Annotated in this window: 13 protein-coding genes, 1 tRNA gene and 2 pseudogenes; 13 read left to right on the plus strand and 3 right to left on the minus strand. The window is 65.5% G+C overall.

Annotation, left to right across the window (positions count from 1 at the left end):
• Window positions 1–273 precede the first annotated feature (273 nt).
• From ku to B4U45_RS08910, 3 genes are all read left to right on the plus strand, one after another.
• Entirely contained in the window at window positions 274–1,164 is an 891-nt protein-coding gene (gene ku, locus B4U45_RS08900) for a non-homologous end joining protein Ku (RefSeq protein WP_075549607.1), read from the plus strand.
• Between the two features lie 53 nt (window positions 1,165–1,217).
• Window positions 1,218–2,345: a phosphate ABC transporter substrate-binding protein PstS gene (pstS, locus tag B4U45_RS08905; protein WP_075549608.1), complete on the plus strand. Its 1,128-nt coding sequence runs from the start codon at window positions 1,218–1,220 to the stop codon at window positions 2,343–2,345.
• Between the two features lie 270 nt (window positions 2,346–2,615).
• Window positions 2,616–4,712 (plus strand): serine/threonine-protein kinase PknD, encoded by a 2,097-nt coding sequence (locus B4U45_RS08910; protein WP_075549609.1) that lies wholly within the window; start codon window positions 2,616–2,618, stop codon window positions 4,710–4,712.
• Window positions 4,713–4,736: 24 nt separating this feature from the next.
• Here B4U45_RS08910 and pstA read toward each other — a convergent pair whose 3' ends face one another.
• Genes pstA through pstS (B4U45_RS08925) form a run of 3 tightly spaced genes read right to left on the minus strand, consistent with a single transcriptional unit; the run spans window position 4,737 to window position 7,783 of the window.
• Window positions 4,737–5,684, minus strand: a complete 948-nt coding sequence (gene pstA / locus B4U45_RS08915) for a phosphate ABC transporter permease PstA (RefSeq protein ID WP_075549610.1) — start codon at window positions 5,682–5,684, stop codon at window positions 4,737–4,739.
• Window positions 5,681–6,655: a phosphate ABC transporter permease subunit PstC gene (gene pstC / locus B4U45_RS08920; RefSeq protein WP_089025264.1), complete on the minus strand. Its 975-nt coding sequence runs from the start codon at window positions 6,653–6,655 to the stop codon at window positions 5,681–5,683. Before pstC ends, pstA begins: the two co-directional genes overlap by 4 nt.
• Window positions 6,656–6,667: 12 nt before the next feature.
• Window positions 6,668–7,783 carry a phosphate ABC transporter substrate-binding protein PstS gene (pstS, locus tag B4U45_RS08925; protein WP_075549612.1) on the minus strand — a complete coding sequence of 372 codons (1,116 nt, stop codon included), beginning with the start codon at window positions 7,781–7,783 and terminating at the stop codon, window positions 6,668–6,670.
• A 278-nt stretch (window positions 7,784–8,061) separates the two neighbouring features.
• Here pstS (B4U45_RS08925) and B4U45_RS08930 point away from each other — a divergent pair, with 278 nt between their 5' ends.
• The 10 genes and pseudogenes from B4U45_RS08930 to B4U45_RS29815 all read left to right on the plus strand — a co-directional run bounded on the left by B4U45_RS08930 (window position 8,062) and on the right by B4U45_RS29815 (window position 15,087).
• Window positions 8,062–8,853 carry an SDR family oxidoreductase gene (locus B4U45_RS08930; RefSeq protein ID WP_075549613.1) on the plus strand — a complete coding sequence of 264 codons (792 nt, stop codon included), beginning with the start codon at window positions 8,062–8,064 and terminating at the stop codon, window positions 8,851–8,853.
• A 9-nt stretch (window positions 8,854–8,862) separates the two neighbouring features.
• Window positions 8,863–9,942 carry an NAD(P)H-dependent amine dehydrogenase family protein gene (locus B4U45_RS08935; RefSeq protein ID WP_075549614.1) on the plus strand — a complete coding sequence of 360 codons (1,080 nt, stop codon included), beginning with the start codon at window positions 8,863–8,865 and terminating at the stop codon, window positions 9,940–9,942.
• Window positions 9,943–9,999: 57 nt separating this feature from the next.
• Complete coding sequence (locus B4U45_RS08940; RefSeq protein WP_089025263.1) at window positions 10,000–11,250, plus strand: Nramp family divalent metal transporter; 1,251 nt, start codon at window positions 10,000–10,002, stop codon at window positions 11,248–11,250.
• Window positions 11,251–11,382: 132 nt separating this feature from the next.
• Window positions 11,383–11,820, plus strand: a pseudogene (locus B4U45_RS08945) (gamma-glutamylcyclotransferase family protein); the annotation flags it as partial.
• 44 nt (window positions 11,821–11,864) lie between these two features.
• The gene (locus B4U45_RS08950; protein WP_083155616.1) at window positions 11,865–12,689 is read left to right on the plus strand and encodes an LLM class F420-dependent oxidoreductase; all 825 of its coding nucleotides are present in this window, start codon (window positions 11,865–11,867) and stop codon (window positions 12,687–12,689) included.
• Window positions 12,690–12,776: 87 nt separating this feature from the next.
• On the plus strand, window positions 12,777–13,025 hold the full coding sequence (locus B4U45_RS08955; RefSeq protein ID WP_075549617.1) for a type II toxin-antitoxin system Phd/YefM family antitoxin: 249 nt from the start codon (window positions 12,777–12,779) through the stop codon (window positions 13,023–13,025).
• Window position 13,026: 1 nt separating this feature from the next.
• Window positions 13,027–13,422 carry a type II toxin-antitoxin system VapC family toxin gene (locus B4U45_RS08960; protein WP_075549618.1) on the plus strand — a complete coding sequence of 132 codons (396 nt, stop codon included), beginning with the start codon at window positions 13,027–13,029 and terminating at the stop codon, window positions 13,420–13,422.
• Window positions 13,423–13,577: 155 nt separating this feature from the next.
• Window positions 13,578–13,653: transfer RNA gene (locus tag B4U45_RS08965), tRNA-Arg, on the plus strand.
• Window positions 13,654–13,899: 246 nt separating this feature from the next.
• A pseudogene (locus tag B4U45_RS08970) lies at window positions 13,900–14,722 on the plus strand (IS256 family transposase); the annotation flags it as partial.
• Between the two features lie 68 nt (window positions 14,723–14,790).
• On the plus strand, window positions 14,791–15,087 hold the full coding sequence (locus tag B4U45_RS29815) for a transposase (protein WP_371687259.1): 297 nt from the start codon (window positions 14,791–14,793) through the stop codon (window positions 15,085–15,087).
• Window positions 15,088–15,303: the final 216 nt, after the last annotated feature.

The raw sequence follows: 15,303 nt of genomic DNA on the forward strand, positions 1-15,303 counted from the left end.
AGCGCGCGCTGGCAATCGGCAGAGCCCTGGTCGACATCGTCGATGGCCCGATGCCGCCGAGCACGTCGACGAACGTCCCGGTCCAATGGGCAACGCTGGTCCGGCGACGGCCGGCGCACCCGGCTTGCGCCGGGCCAACGTCGACGAACTAGATTCGCCGGCTTAGCTTTTCAGTACGGCGGGGCGAAAGTGTGCGTGGGGTTCGATCGCGCAGTGCGCTAAGCCGCCGTGGCGTCGCTGTTAACCGCCCCGCGTTGTGGGCATACTGACTCCATGCGCTCCATCTGGAAGGGTTCGATCGCCTTCGGCCTGGTGAACGTGCCGGTCAAGGTGTACAGCGCCACCGAAGACCACGACATCAAGTTTCACCAGGTCCACGCCAAGGACAACGGACGCATCCGCTACAAGCGGGTGTGCGAGGTGTGCGGCGAAGTGGTCGAATACGGCGACCTGGCTCGGGCCTACGAATCCGACGACGGCCAGATGGTGATCATCACCGACGACGACATCGCCACCTTGCCCGAGGAACGCAGCCGCGAGATCGAGGTCCTCGAATTCGTCCCGGCCAGTGAAGTGGATCCGATGCTGTATGACCGTAGCTACTTCCTAGAGCCCGACACAAAATCATCCAAATCCTATGTGCTGCTGGCTAAGACGCTTGGAGAGACAGACCGGATGGCGATCGTGCATTTCACCCTGCGCAACAAGACCCGGCTGGCGGCGTTGCGGGTCAAGGATTTCGGCAAGCGCGACGTCATGGTCGTGCATACGTTGTTGTGGCCGGACGAGATTCGCGACCCCGACTTCCCGGTACTGGACAAGAAGGTCGAGATCAAACCGGCGGAGCTCAAGATGGCCGGACAAGTGGTCGAGTCGATGGCCGAAGACTTCAACCCGGACCGCTATCGCGATACCTACCAGGAGCAGCTGCGGGAACTAATCGACGCCAAACTCGAAGGTGGGGACGCATTTACCACCGAAGAGCAACCGACCGTACTGGACGAGACCGAAGACGTCTCCGATCTGCTCGCCAAACTGGAAGCCAGCGTCAAGGCGCGCTCGGGCGACAAGAAACCACCGGCGACGAAGGCCGCCAAGAAGACACCGGCGAAGAAGACACCGGCACGGAACAAGGCCCCCGCGAAACAAGCGTCCAAGTCCTGACCAGGGTGGGCGCTGTTGGCCTATGCTCGTCGTGCTGCCGAGAGGAGTATTCCGTGAAGTTGCCCCGATCTGGACGAACTCGAGCCGCGCTGAGCCTGCTACTGGTCAGCATCGTGGTCTTGGCGGCCTGCGGCGGTCATTCCGGTAACACGTCGTCGTCGACCGGGTCCAGCGCCCCCAGCGTCCCGGTGAACTGCGGCGGCAAGAAGAAGCTCCTGGCGGCGGGTTCGACAGCACAAAAGAACGCGATCGAACAGTTCGTGTATGCCTACATCCATGCCTGCCCCGGCCACACGCTGGACTACAACGCGAATGGCTCGGGCGCCGGCATGAAGCTCTTCCTGGGCAACCAGACCGATCTGGCGGGCTCCGATTCCCCGATGGACCCGGCGAAAGGCGAGCCCGACAAGGCCGCGGCACGCTGCGGGTCGGAAGCCTGGGACCTGCCGGTGGTCTTCGGCCCGATCGCGGTCACCTACAACATCAACGGTGTCAGCACGCTCAAATTGGACGGCCCCACATTGGCGAGGATCTTCAACGGTGCCATCAGCAGATGGGACGACCCGGCGATCACCGCCCTCAACTCGGGTACCAGCCTGCCATCGACACCCATCCACGTCGTCTTCCGCAGCGACCAGTCCGGCACCACGGACAATTTCCAGAAATACCTCGACGCCGCTTCCAACGGCGCGTGGGGCAAAGGCACCGGCCAAACATTCAACGGAGGTGTCGGCGAAGGCGCCGCCGGCAATGACGGCACGTCTCAGGCGCTGAAGCGAACCGACGGCTCGATCACCTACAACGAGTGGTCCTACGCGGTGGGTCATCAACTGAACATGGCCCAGATCATCACCTCGGCCGGCCCGGATCCGGTGACGATCACCGCCGAGACCGTCGGCAAGACCATCGCCGGGGCCACGTTCAAGGGTCAGGGCAACGACTTGGTGGTGGACACGTCCTCGTTCTATCGACCCACCAAGACCGGCGCCTACCCGATCGTGCTGGTGACCTACGAGATCGTCTGCTCCAAATATCCCGACGCGCCCACCGGTGCCGCCGTAAAAGCGTTTATGCAGGCCACAATTGGCGACGGCCAAATCGGTTTGGACGAGTACGGCTATATTCCGCTGCCGAGTTCGTTCCAATCGAAATTGATTCCGGTGGTCAACGCCATCGCATGATCGGCCGCCACTCGTGGCGGGACGATTGCGGCGCCGGTCCAGCCAGGCGGAATTATGCCGATCACCGCACGAATCGCCAAGTGTCGCAACGACCTCGGCCGGCAACCGGTTGCCGACCTGATAATGCAAACCAAATTTTATCCTGAGCCGCTGGTCAGAAATCACTGAGAGTAAGCCCGATTTTGTTGTGTCCCCGGTCTTTGAGGATTTACCGTGTGTTAACCAACGGTGTCCGGTGGATCGGCGGACCGGACGAAGGGAGCGTCGACGGTGAGCGAGACCGAGCCGGGTTCGCGGGTTGGGTCGCGCTTCGGGCCTTACCAGTTGGTGCGGTTGATCGGTCGCGGCGGCATGGGCGAGGTGTACGAGGCCGAGGACACCCGCAAGCACCGGATCGTGGCGTTGAAGCTGATTTCGACGCAGTACTCCGAGAACCCGGTGTTTCGCGCGCGGATGCAGCGTGAGGCCGACACCGCGGGACGGCTGACGGAACCGCACATCGTGCCGATCCACGACTACGGCGAGATCGACGGCCAGTTCTATGTGGAGATGCGGCTCATCGACGGAGTATCCCTGCGGACCTTGCTCACCCAGTACGGTCCGCTGGCCCCGGCACGGGCGGTGGCGATCGTGCGGCAGGTCGCCGCCGCACTCGACGCGGCGCACACCAGCGGGGTCACTCACCGCGACGTCAAGCCCGAGAACATCCTCGTCGCCGCCAACGACTTCGCCTATCTGGTTGATTTCGGCATCGCACGCGCCGCCCACGACCCGGGGCTGACCCAGAGCGGGATGGCCGTGGGAACCTACAACTACATGGCCCCGGAAAGATTCACCGCCGACGACATCACCTACCGCGCCGACATCTACGCGCTGGCTTGCGTTTTGGGGGAATGCCTGACCGGGGCGCCCCCCTACCGGACCGACAGCGTCGAACGATTGATCGCCGCACATCTCATGGAGCCGCCGCCACGGCCAAGCCTGCTACGACCCGGCCGAGTTCCGCCAGCCCTCGACGAGGTGATCGCCAAGGGCATGGCGAAGAATCCCCAGGAGCGCTACATGAGCGCGGGGGACCTGGCGATCGCCGCACACGATGCGCTCACCATGCCCGAGCAGCGTCAGGAAGCCACCATCTTGGAGCGGGGCGACAACGCGACACTGATCGCCAACGCGGGTTTCGGCGGCGCCTGGACCAACTACACGGGCGCCGGTCCCCAGCCCCAGCCTCCGCCGCCGATCGCTCCTCGACCGCCGCACCCGGCCGAAGACGAGACCGCGGTCAGGCCGGTACCCAGCCTCCAGGGATGGCGGTCAAAACCACACAGTTCCGACCAACGGACCCAGGCTGCCCCCGTCGTCACCGGCACCGGTTGGCCCAGCCAGCCCGGGCTGTCCCCCGTCGGCCAGGGGGCCGCCGGGCGGGGTGCCGGTTCCGCGGGCTTGCCGTCGTTCAACCAGCCGTCGCCATCTCAACCCACGAGCCCACGCAACAAGCGCAAGACGTGGACCGTCGCGGCCGTCGTCGCGACCGTCATCCTGGTGGTGGCCGGCATCAGCGCGTTCGTGGCCACCAGACCCAAAGGCTCGACACCTCCGCAAGGTCAGGTGGTGCTGCCCTTCAACGGGCTCAACTTCCGCTTCTCTCCGGGCGGGGTCGCGGTCGACGACCAGGGCACCGTTTACGTCACCAACCAGACCATGTACGGCCGGGTGGTGACGTTGCCGGCGGGCTCCAGCACGCCGACCGTGAAACCGTTCAACGGGCTGTACGAGCCGCAGGGCCTGGCCGTTGACGGCTCCGGCACCATCTACGTCAGTGATTTCAACAACCGGGTGGTGTCGTTGGCGGCCGGGTCGAATCGCCAGGTCGAGCTGCCCTTCAGCGGACTCAACTATCCCGAGGGGATCGCGGTGGATGCCCAGGGCGGCGTGTACGTCGCCGACCGGGGCAACAACAGGGTGGTCAAGTTGGCGGCCGGCTCGACCAGCCAGACGGTGCTGCCGTTCAACGGCCTGAAGAACCCCGACGGGGTGGCCGTCGACAGCGAGGGGAACGTCTACGTCACCGACACCGACAACAATCGGGTGGTAAAGCTCGAAGCCGGCACCAGCAATCAATCCGTCCTGCCGTTCACCGGCCTGACCGCGCCGTGGGGTATCACCGTGGACGGTGCCGGCAACGTCTACGTCACTGAACACGACAACAACGCGGTGGCGAAGTTGCCGGCCGGGGCAACCGCGTCCACCGAGCTGCCATTCACCGGACTCAACACCCCCCTGTCGGTTGCGGTCGACGAGAAGGGCAACGTCTACGTCGCCGACCGCGGCAATGGCAGGGTGCTGAAACTCGCCCAGGGTTCCTAGGCAGGCCCGGCGCGCCGGCGGCCGCTACCGAGCGACCATGAGGCGAAGCCCGGCCCGGATCACGCCGATCGTCGACGCTCGGGTGGACACGAAGCGAATCCCCGCCGCGACCACGTTGATCACGGCCACCAGGATGATCAGCGTCAGCGCGGCACCCCACACCCGCAGGAAGCCGGCGTGTTCGGGGTTGGTGAGTTCGGTGTAGATCAGCAACGGCAGCGAGGCCATGTTGCCGTTGAAGATGTCAAGGTTGATCGAACGGCTGTAGCCCACCAGCACCAGTACCGGGGCGGTCTCGCCGATGATGCGCGCCAGCGCCAGCAGCACACCGGACACAATGCCCGGCATCGCGATCGGAACGACGATGCGCACGATCGTCTTCCATTTCGGAACGCCCAACGCATAACTGGCTTCGCGCAGCTCGTCGGGCACCAACCGCAGCATCTCCTCGGTAGAGCGCACCACCACCGGCAGCATCAACAGGACCAGTGCCAACGACACCGCGAAGGCGCTCTGCTGAAATCCCAGGGTGGCGATCCACAGACTGAAGATGAACAGCGCCGCCACGATCGAGGGCACCCCGGCAAGGACGTCGACCATGAACGTGGTCACCCGCGCCATCCGGCCGGTGCCGTATTCGACCAGGTAGATCGCGGTCATCAGGCCCAGCGGCACGGCCAGCAAGGCCGCCACCCCGGCCTGCACCAATGTCCCGTAGAGCGCGTGGTACACACCCCCGGCGAACTCCTCCGGCAGCACGCCGCGCAGCGAATGAGTCCACCAGTCCACCCGGATGATGGCATACCAGCCGCGCTCGATCACCACCCACAACAACCAGACCAGTGGCACCAACGCGATGGCGAACGAGCTGAAGAACACCACGGTCGCCAGGCTGTTCTTGATCCGCCGCGCCAGGCTCAGCGGACGGAACACCACCGCTTTGACCGGTCGGTCGAGGGCGTCGACGCTCATCCGTTGACCTTCCCGCCGGCCACGGCACGCGCGGCGGCGTTGACCACGAAGGTCAGGACGAACAGCGCAAACCCGGCCGAGATGTAGGCGCCGGTCGGCAGCGGCTCACTGAACTCCGACGCCGCGGAGGCGATCTTGGACGCAAACGTGTAACCGCCGTCGAACAGCGACCAGTTTCCGGGGCGGGCCGCCGACCGCAAGATGATCAGCACCGCCACGGTTTCGCCCAGCGCACGCCCCAACCCCAGCATCGACGCGGCGATGACACCGCTGCGCCCGAACGGCAGCACGGTCATCCGCACCACCTCCCATTTCGTCGCGCCCAAAGCCTGGGCCGCTTCGATCTGGATAAGCGGCGTCTGCCGGAACACTTCTCGGGATACCGAGGTGACGATCGGCAGGATCATCACCGCCAACACGATCCCGGCGGTGAAGATGGTGCCCCCACCGGCCAGCGACACGTTTCCCTTCGTGAACAAGAACAGCCAGCCAAGGTTGCGGTTGAGAAAATCTGCGACCGGCTCCAGCTTGGGCGCCAGCACGAAGATTCCCCACAACCCGAAAACGATCGACGGCACCGCGGCCAGCAGATCCACGATCGCGCCGAACGGACGCGACAACCTTCTGGGCGCATATTGGGTGAGGAACACCGCGATCCCGACCGCAACCGGTACTGCCAGCACCAGCGCGGTCATCGAACTAAGAACGGTGACCATGAACAGGTCGCGGATGCCGAACGCCAACTTCTCGTCGTCGGCCGTGTTGAATTCGGCGCTGGTGAAGAAATTCACGTGGTTGGCGCGCAACGACGGGACGGCACGAAGCAACAGGAACACCGCAATCAGCGCGATTGCGACCACGATCGTCAAACCGGCGGCCGAGGCCGCCGACTTGAACAGCCGGTCCGCCCGCCGCGACGCGCGCGCGTCCACCTCTACCAGCGCAGGCATGGCCAGCGGGCCTCGGACCACGTCGACCTCAGATCAGGCGATGGCGTTCACCGCGGTCGACAACCTCGACTTGAACCCGTCCGGAATGGGGATATAGCCGTTGTCGGCCAGCCCATTCTGACCGGCGCCGATGGTCGACTGCAGGAACGCTTTCACCGCGGTACCGACTTGGGAGTCGGGGTACTTGGAACAGACAATTTCGTAGGTCGCCAGCACGATCGGGTAGGAACCGGGCTGCGTCGGCCGGTAGAACGACACCGTGTCCAGCACCAGGTCGTTGCCCTGTCCCTTGATCGTGGCTCCCGCGATCGTCTTTCCGACCGACTCGGCGCTGATGGCCACCGCTTCCGGACCGGCCGTGGTGACGATCTTGGCCATGTTCAGGTGCTGCGCCTGAGCGAACGACCACTCGTTGTAGGTGATGGACCCTTCGGTGCCCTTCACCGCGGCCGACGTGCCGTCGTTGCCCTTGGCGCCCTCGCCGACACCGCCCGCGAATGCCTTTCCGGCGCCCTTGCCCCAGGCGCCGTTGGAGGCGGCGTCAAGGTAGCGCTGGAAGTTGTCCGTGGTGCCGGACTCGTCGCTACGGAACACCACGTGAATGGGGGTCGCGGGCAGGTTGGTGCCCGAGTTGAGGGCCTGGATCGCCGGATCGTTCCAGCTGGTGATGGTGCCGTTGAAGATCTTTGCCAGGGTGGGACCGTCCAGGTTCAACGAACTGACGCCGCCGATGTTGTAGGTGACCGCGATCGGACCGAACACCACCGGCAGATTCCATGCCGGCGAGCCGCCGCAGCGCTGTTGCGCCGCCGCGGCCTCGTCCTTGCTCAGCGGTGAATCCGAACCACCGAAATCGGTTTGGTTACCATTGAATTCGCTGATCCCGGCGCCCGAGCCGTTGCCGGTGTAGTTGAGCGTCTGACCGGGGCAGGCCTGCTCGAATGCCTTGACGAAGCGCGTCATCGCGTTGGCCTGGGCCGTGGACCCGCTCGCCTTGAGTGTCTTCTTCCCGCCGCAGTTCACGTTGCCCGACGATTGGCCTGACGTGGAGCCGCCCCCACTCGCGTTGTTGTCGCTGCCGCAGCCCGACAAGAGCAGAGCGCCCGAAGCCAGGATGCTCAGTGTGGCGCCAAACCCGTTGAGTTTCAATTCAATTCCTAACGGTAGACCTTCGCCGGACCGCACTTGGCCACGGCCCGCAAACCAGCCGCTTTCTTCGCAGCCACGAGGCTACCGTAACAATCGGCCGTCTTGAACCAGTTCATCAGTCGGCCGCCACGCAGACACATGGCGTTCGTCGAACCCGACGCGTGGACCCGTTACATCTTTGCGTCGCTGTGAGAAAGTAGAACCCGTTCCAGAAACACCTCCAGCCGAGACGGGCGAGGGTCGCCGCCGTCTCGGCCGACAACTGAAACGAGGCCGCAGTGATCCTCGACAGGTTCCGTCTCGACGGCAAAGTCGCCGTTATCACCGGAGGTGGTCGCGGCCTGGGCGCGGCTATCGCGTTGGCTTTCGCCGAGGCCGGCGCCGACGTGGTCATCGCCTCCCGAACGCGATCCCAACTGGACGAGGTCGCCAACGCGGTGCGCGCCGTCGGGCGGCGCGCCCACGTCGTCGCCGCCGACCTGGCCCATCCCGAGGCCACCGCGGAGCTGGCCGGTCAGACGGTCGAGGCGTTCGGCAAGCTGGACATCGTCGTCAACAACGTCGGCGGCACCATGCCGAACACGTTGCTGACCACCTCGACCAAGGACCTCAAGGACGCTTTCACCTTCAATGTCGCCACCGCCCATGCGTTGACCATCGCCGCCGCGCCGTTGATGCTGGAGCACTCCGGGGGCGGCAGCATCATCAACATCACGTCGACCATGGGCCGGCTGGCCGGACGTGGTTTCGCCGCCTACGGCACCGCAAAGGCGGCCCTGGCCCACTACACCCGGCTGGCAGCGTTGGACCTGTGTCCGCGCATCCGGGTCAATGCGATCGCGCCGGGGTCGATCCTCACCTCCGCGCTGGACGTGGTGGCCGCCAACGACGAGCTGCGCGCCCCGATGGAACGGGCCACACCGCTGCGCCGGCTCGGCGATCCCGTCGACATCGCCGCTGCCGCACTGTATTTGGCCTCGCCCGCGAGCAGCTTCCTGACCGGCAAGACGTTGGAGGTCGACGGCGGCCTCACCCACCCGAACCTCGATCTTCCCGTCCCGGATCTGTGAGGAGCCAGCATGCCCATACCCGTCGTCCAGCTCGGCACCGGCAACGTCGGCACCCATTCGCTGCGGGCGCTCATCACCAACCCGGCCTATCAACTCACCGGGGTGTGGGTGTCGTCGGACGCCAAGGCGGGAAAGGACGCGGCCGAGCTTGCCGGAATCCCGCACGCCACCGGAGTCAAGGCCAGCACCGATCTGGACGCGGTACTGGCCACCGGACCGCAGTGCGCCGTCTACAACGCGATGGCCGACAACCGGCTCTCCGAGGCGCTGGACGACTATCGACGGGTCCTGGCGGCCGGGGTGAACGTCGTCGGCAGCGGACCGGTTTTCCTGCAGTATCCGTGGCAGGTAATCCCCGACGAGCTCGTCAAGCCACTCGAAGATGCTGCGCGCGAAGGTAATTCGAGCCTCTACGTCAGCGGTATCGACCCGGGCTTCGCTAACGACCTGCTGCCGCTGGCACTGGCCGGCACCTGTCAGAGCATCGAGCAAATCCGTTGCATGGAGATCGTCGACTACGCCACCTATGACAGTGCCGTCGTCATGTTCGACGTGATGGGATTCGGCAAGCCGATCGACGAGATTCCGATGCTGCTGCAGCCCGGTGTGCTGAGTTTGGCGTGGGGTTCGGTGGTGCGCCAACTTGCCGCCGGGCTTGGCCTTACCGTCGACGTCGTCGAGGAGATGTACGTCCGCGAACCGGCTCCGGAGGCCTTCGACATCGCCTCGGGCCACATTCCCGAAGGCAGTGCCGCGGCGCTGCGGTTCGAGGTGCTGGGCCTGGTCGACGGCGCGCCGGCCGTGGTGCTCGAACATGTCACCCGGTTGCGCGCAGACCTGTGCCCGGATTGGCCGCAGCCCGCACAACCGGGCGGCTCGTATCGCATCGAGATCACCGGCGAGCCCTCGTATGCCATGGACATCTGTCTGAGCAGCCGCCACGGCGATCACAACCATGCGGGACTGGTCGCCACGGCGATGCGCCTGGTCAACGCGATCCCGGCGGTGGTGGCCGCCGAACCGGGTATCCGCACGACGCTCGACCTGCCCTTGATCACCGGTAAGGGTCTCTACGCCGCTGGCGATTAGTCGGACCGCGCGGTGGCCCCGCCGGACAGGTTTCGGCTAACCTCACTTTTTTATTCGATGCCTGGATCAAAGGTCGGTGAGTTGGCGCAGGACACCCAGACATCGCTCAAGACCAGCTGGTATCTGCTCGGACCCGCCTTCGTTGCCGCGATCGCCTACGTCGACCCCGGAAACGTCGCCGCCAACGTCAGCTCCGGCACCCAGTTCGGCTACCTACTCCTGTGGGTGATCGTCGCCGCCAACGTGATGGCCGGCCTGGTCCAGTACCTGTCGGCGAAGCTGGGGCTGGTGACGGGCGACTCCCTGCCCGAAGCGATCGGCAAGCGGATGGGGCGTCCGGCCCGGCTGGCCTATTGGGCGCAGGCCGAGATCGTGGCAATGGCAACCGATGTGGCCGAGGTCATCGGCGGGGCTGTCGCGTTGCGCATCCTGTTCGACGTGCCGCTGCCCGCCGGCGGGATCATCACCGGGGTCATCTCGATGTTGCTGTTGACGGTGCAGGACCGCCGCGGCCAGCGGTTGTTCGAACGGGTCATCACCGGTTTGCTGCTGATTATCGCCGTCGGCTTCACCGCCAGCTTCTTCGTTGCGACGCCACCATCGGATGCCGTCCTGGCCGGCCTGATCCCGCGGTTCCGTGGCACCGAGAGCGTGCTTCTGGCCGCTGCCATCCTGGGTGCCACCGTCATGCCGCACGCGGTGTATCTGCATTCGGGGCTGGCCCGCGACCGGCACGGGCATCCCGAACCGGGGCCGTTCCGGCGGCGGCTGCTGCGGGTCACCCGGTGGGACGTCGGCCTGGCCATGGTGATGGCCGGCGGGGTGAACGCCGCCATGCTGCTGGTCGCCGCGCTCAACATGCGCGGTCGCGGAGATACCGCGTCGATCGAAGGCGCCTACGCGGCCGTGCACGACACATTGGGTGCGACGATCGCGGCGCTCTTTGCGATCGGATTGCTGGCGTCGGGTCTGGCGTCGGCGTCGGTGGGCGCCTATGCCGGGGCGACGATCATGCAGGGATTGCTGCACTGGTCTGTTCCGATGGTGGTGCGCCGGTTGGTCACGTTGTGCCCAGCGGTGGCGATCCTGGCGATCGGCTTCGACCCCACTCGCACGTTGGTGCTCTCGCAGGTGGTGCTGTCGTTCGGCATACCGTTCGCAGTGCTCCCGCTGGTCCGGCTGACCAGCGACCCGCGGGTGATGGGCAGCGATACCAACCACCGCGCCACCACCTTCGTCGGCTGGGTGGTGGCGGTCATGATCAGCCTGCTGAATGCGGTGTTGATCTGCCTGACGGTGGCGGGGTAATCAGACGCGTCGGTTGCCCGGTACGGCAGGATGGGTGGTGTCGTCATCCCCTGGGGCTCGCCGGAGGTCAATTTTGCTACACGGCATCCGCGTCGCGATCTCATGCTGACCGATCCGACGGTGGCCTGCTGAATGGCCACCGGTCGGCAGCGCTACTTCGCCTACGGCTCCAACCTGTGCGTCCGGCAGATGGCGACGCGCTGCCCCGACGCGAGTGATCCGCGGCCCGCGGTGCTGTCGGACCACGACTGGTTGATCAACCAGCGGGGGGTAGCCACCGTCGAGCCGTTCACCGGAAGTCAGGTGCACGGGGTGCTCTGGCAGGTCTCCGACCACGACCTGGCCGCCCTGGACAGCGCCGAGGGAGTGCCGGTCCGCTACCGGCGCTATCGGTGCAGCGTGCACACCGGCACCGGACCAACGACGGCCTGGGTGTACATCGACCACCGGGTAACCCCGGGCCCGCCGCGGCCCGGCTATCTACCCCGCATCATCGACGGCGCGATCCACCATGGACTACCACCACGCTGGATCGACTTTCTGCACCGCTGGGACCCCGCGCGCTGGCCCCGGGCGCGATCCTGGTAAGTGGCGTCGCAGCAAGTGAACGGAGGTTGTTGGTGGCCAAGGACTTTCGCTTCGGACTCAGCGTTCGCTTCATCAAATCGCGGATGGCGCTGCAGGAGAAGGTGCGGCGGGCCGAAGATCTGGGGTTCGACATCCTTTGTGTGCCCGATCATCTCGGTGCCGCGGCACCGTTTCCGACGCTGACCGCGGCGGCCATGGTCACCACGAGAATCCGGCTGAGCATGTACGTGCTCAACGCCGCGTTCTACAAGCCGGCCCTGCTCAGTCGCGAGGTCGAGGCGCTGGACCTGCTCAGTGACCACCGCCTCGAGGTAGGCCTGGGCACCGGTTACGTCCGCGAGGAGTTCGACGCCGCCGAATTGCCGTACCCCAGCGCCAGGGCCCGGGTGGACCACCTCGCACACACGGCGACCTATCTGGAAGAACATCACCCTGGAGTGCCGATCCTGATCGCCGGAAACGGCGACCGGGTGATGACGCTGGCCGCCCGGCACGCCGACATCATCGGACTGACCGGCGCGCGGGTCCACGACGCCGAGGACCCGCTTGCCGAACGGGTCGAGTTCGTCCGCAGGGCCGCCGGCGAGCGGTTCGACGCGCTCGAGCTGAACCTGGCGATCACGGCGGTGCCGGCCGAAGGTGAGCGCATCCCGAACTTGGCGATGACCCGCCGGTACGCGCCGGAGTTGTCCGACGAGGAGATACTGGCGCTGCACTCGGTGCTCAGCGGGTCGCCCCGGGAAATCGCCGACACATTGTCCGGTTACCGCGACAGCTACGGGGTGACGTCGTTCACCGTCCAGGACAACCACATGGACAACTTCGCGAAGGTGATCGCGGAACTGCGCTGAGTCGCTTTCCGGTGACGGCTGCGCCGGCGCCCGCTCCACGCGTAGCGAGCCGTAGCATTCTTTGCTACGTGCAGCTACGATCGGCCCATGGCCAGGACAATCGCGCAGCGCGATCTCCGTAATGACAATGCGAAGGTCATCGATGCGGTAGCGGCAGGTGAGACGTTCGTCGTGACTCGCAATGGCGAACCGGTGGCCGAGCTTCGCCCGATTCGGACTATTCGCCGCACCTTCATCACTCGCGGTGAAGTCGCGGCACTGGCCGGCGCAGCGGTGCGTATCGATCATCGTCAGTTCCGCGCCGACCTCGACCGGTTGATCGACCAAGGCCTCTGAGGTGACGTCCGGCCTCTTGGATACGTCGGTCGTCATCGACTGGCATGACCCGGCGGTCGTCGCCGCACTGCCCGACGAAATGGCGATTTCAGCAATCACGGCTGCCGAGCTGGCCGCCGGTCCGCTGCTGGCCACGACGCCGATCGAGGCGGCCAAGCGCCAGGCCCGATTGCAGGAGGTGGAATCGAGGCTGGAGCCGATCCCGTTCGACGGGGCCGCCGTGCGCAGTTACGGGCTCATCGTGGCCGCCGTGGTGCGGGAAGGGCGAAACCCGCGAAGTAGGTTCGCGAATCTGTTGATCGCCGCGACCGCGCACGCCAATCGCCTCGATCTCTACAGTCGAAACACCGAGGACTTTTCTGGGCTCCAGACACTGATCCGCGTCGTCGCGGTCTGACACCAACGCCCCCGCCTGACCGGTCGACCACGGCGAGACTCGCGCCGGTCAAGGACCGAACGTCGCTGGCATGCGTGGGTGCTGCCGCGCCCCCGATACACTGACACCGCCCCAACACCGACGGCCAGCAGCGCCCTCGCGGCCCTCGGCGCTTCGCCCTCGTAGCTCAGGGGATAGAGCACGGCTCTCCTAAAGCCGGTGTCGCAGGTTCGAATCCTGCCGGGGGCACCAAGGGTTTGGCGCCGGGTCAGGGACGGGGTAAGCCCCCTGGGGTGGTGGGCTTTCGGGGGGCTGAGGCGGCGCCTGGGCTGTAGAGGTCCTGGTGTGTCGTTGACGGTGTTGGGGTGGGCCATCGCGTAGTGGTCAGTGAGTTACCGACCAAAGAGACTCACGAGAGGACCGCGCGACACGATGACCCAGGACCATTGTGACTTGCTTGCTCAGCTTGATGCGCTGAAGTCTGCTGATGCCGGTGCGGTGTTCGCCGAGCTGATCCGGGCCGGGCTGCAGGCATTGATCGAGGCGGAGGCCACCGAAACAATCGTTGCTGGCCGCTACCAGCGATCAGCCGATCGCGGCACGCACCGTGATGGGCACCGACCCAAAACGGTGTCCATCACCGCCGGCGGCATCGAGGTGCAGATCCCCAAGCTGCGGGCCGGATCGTCCTTCCCCTCGCTGCTGGAGCGCCGCCGCCGCATCGACCGCGCGTTGCACGGGGTGATCATGGAGGCCGACGTGCACGGGGTGACGACCCGCAGTGTTGATGATCTGGTGGCCGCGATGGGCGTCGACAGTGGGGTCTCCAAATCAGAGATCTCGCGCATTTGAGCCGGCCTGGATAAGGAGATCGACGCCTTACGCACCCGCAGCCTGGCCCACACGCAGTTTCGTACGTGTTCTGCGACGCTACCTTCTGCAAAGTACGTGTCGGGGCGCATGTGGTCTCCCATGCCCCTAGTAGTGGCCACCGGGGTGTCCATCGATGGCACCCGCGAGGTGCTGGGCACCGCCGTCGGAGACAGCGAGACCTACGAGTTCTGGCGCGAGTTTTTGGCTTCACTGCGCGCCCGTGGACTCTCGGGGGTGCATCTGGTCATCTCCGATGCCCATGCGGGGTTGAAAGCCGCTGTGCACAACCTTTCACCGGGTCGTCGTGGCAACGCCGGCCGGTGCATTTCCTGCGTAAGCTGCGCACCGCAGTATCGGCCAAACACGCCCCGGCGGTGACCGCCCCGGTCAAGACGATCTTCGCCCACACCGATCCTGAGGAAGTCGCCGCCCAATGGACCGGGTCACCGACACCCTGGCGGGCAGCTTCCCGAAGGCGGCCGACATGATGAGCCAGGCCAAGACCGATGTGTTGGCGTGCACCGCGTTCCCGAAAGCGCATCGGCAGATCTGGTCGAACAACCGCATATCGAACGACTCAACAAGGAGATCAAGCGCCGTGCCGATGTCGTGGAGATCTTCCCGAACCCCGCAGCGTTCTTGCGCCTGTCCACCGCGGTGGTCATCGAAGGCCACGATGAATGGCAAGTCACCCGCCGCTACCTCTCCGATGTCTCCATGGACGAACTACGCGCCGTCATTGCTAAACAAACACGCCGCTGCAGCACTTACCAAAGAACACCAAATCCTCTAGCGTTCAACATGACTCGTTGAGCACCATGCGTGAACCACGCCAGATCCGAAGTCCACCAATCCGCGGGACGCTATCCAGTGACGACACCGGGCCACCGAGATGACTCCGCCGCCTTCCTCGCGCCGTTCGGCCGGGCACGGATCCGCGACTCTCGCCTCGCCACCATGACGATTGAGGCTCAGCGACGGCAACCAACATAATCACGGACACCTGCTAACCGGCTCGTCAGGCAGTAC

Source organism: Mycobacterium persicum (genome assembly GCF_002086915.1).
Classification (GTDB): Bacteria; Actinomycetota; Actinomycetes; order Mycobacteriales; family Mycobacteriaceae; genus Mycobacterium; species Mycobacterium persicum.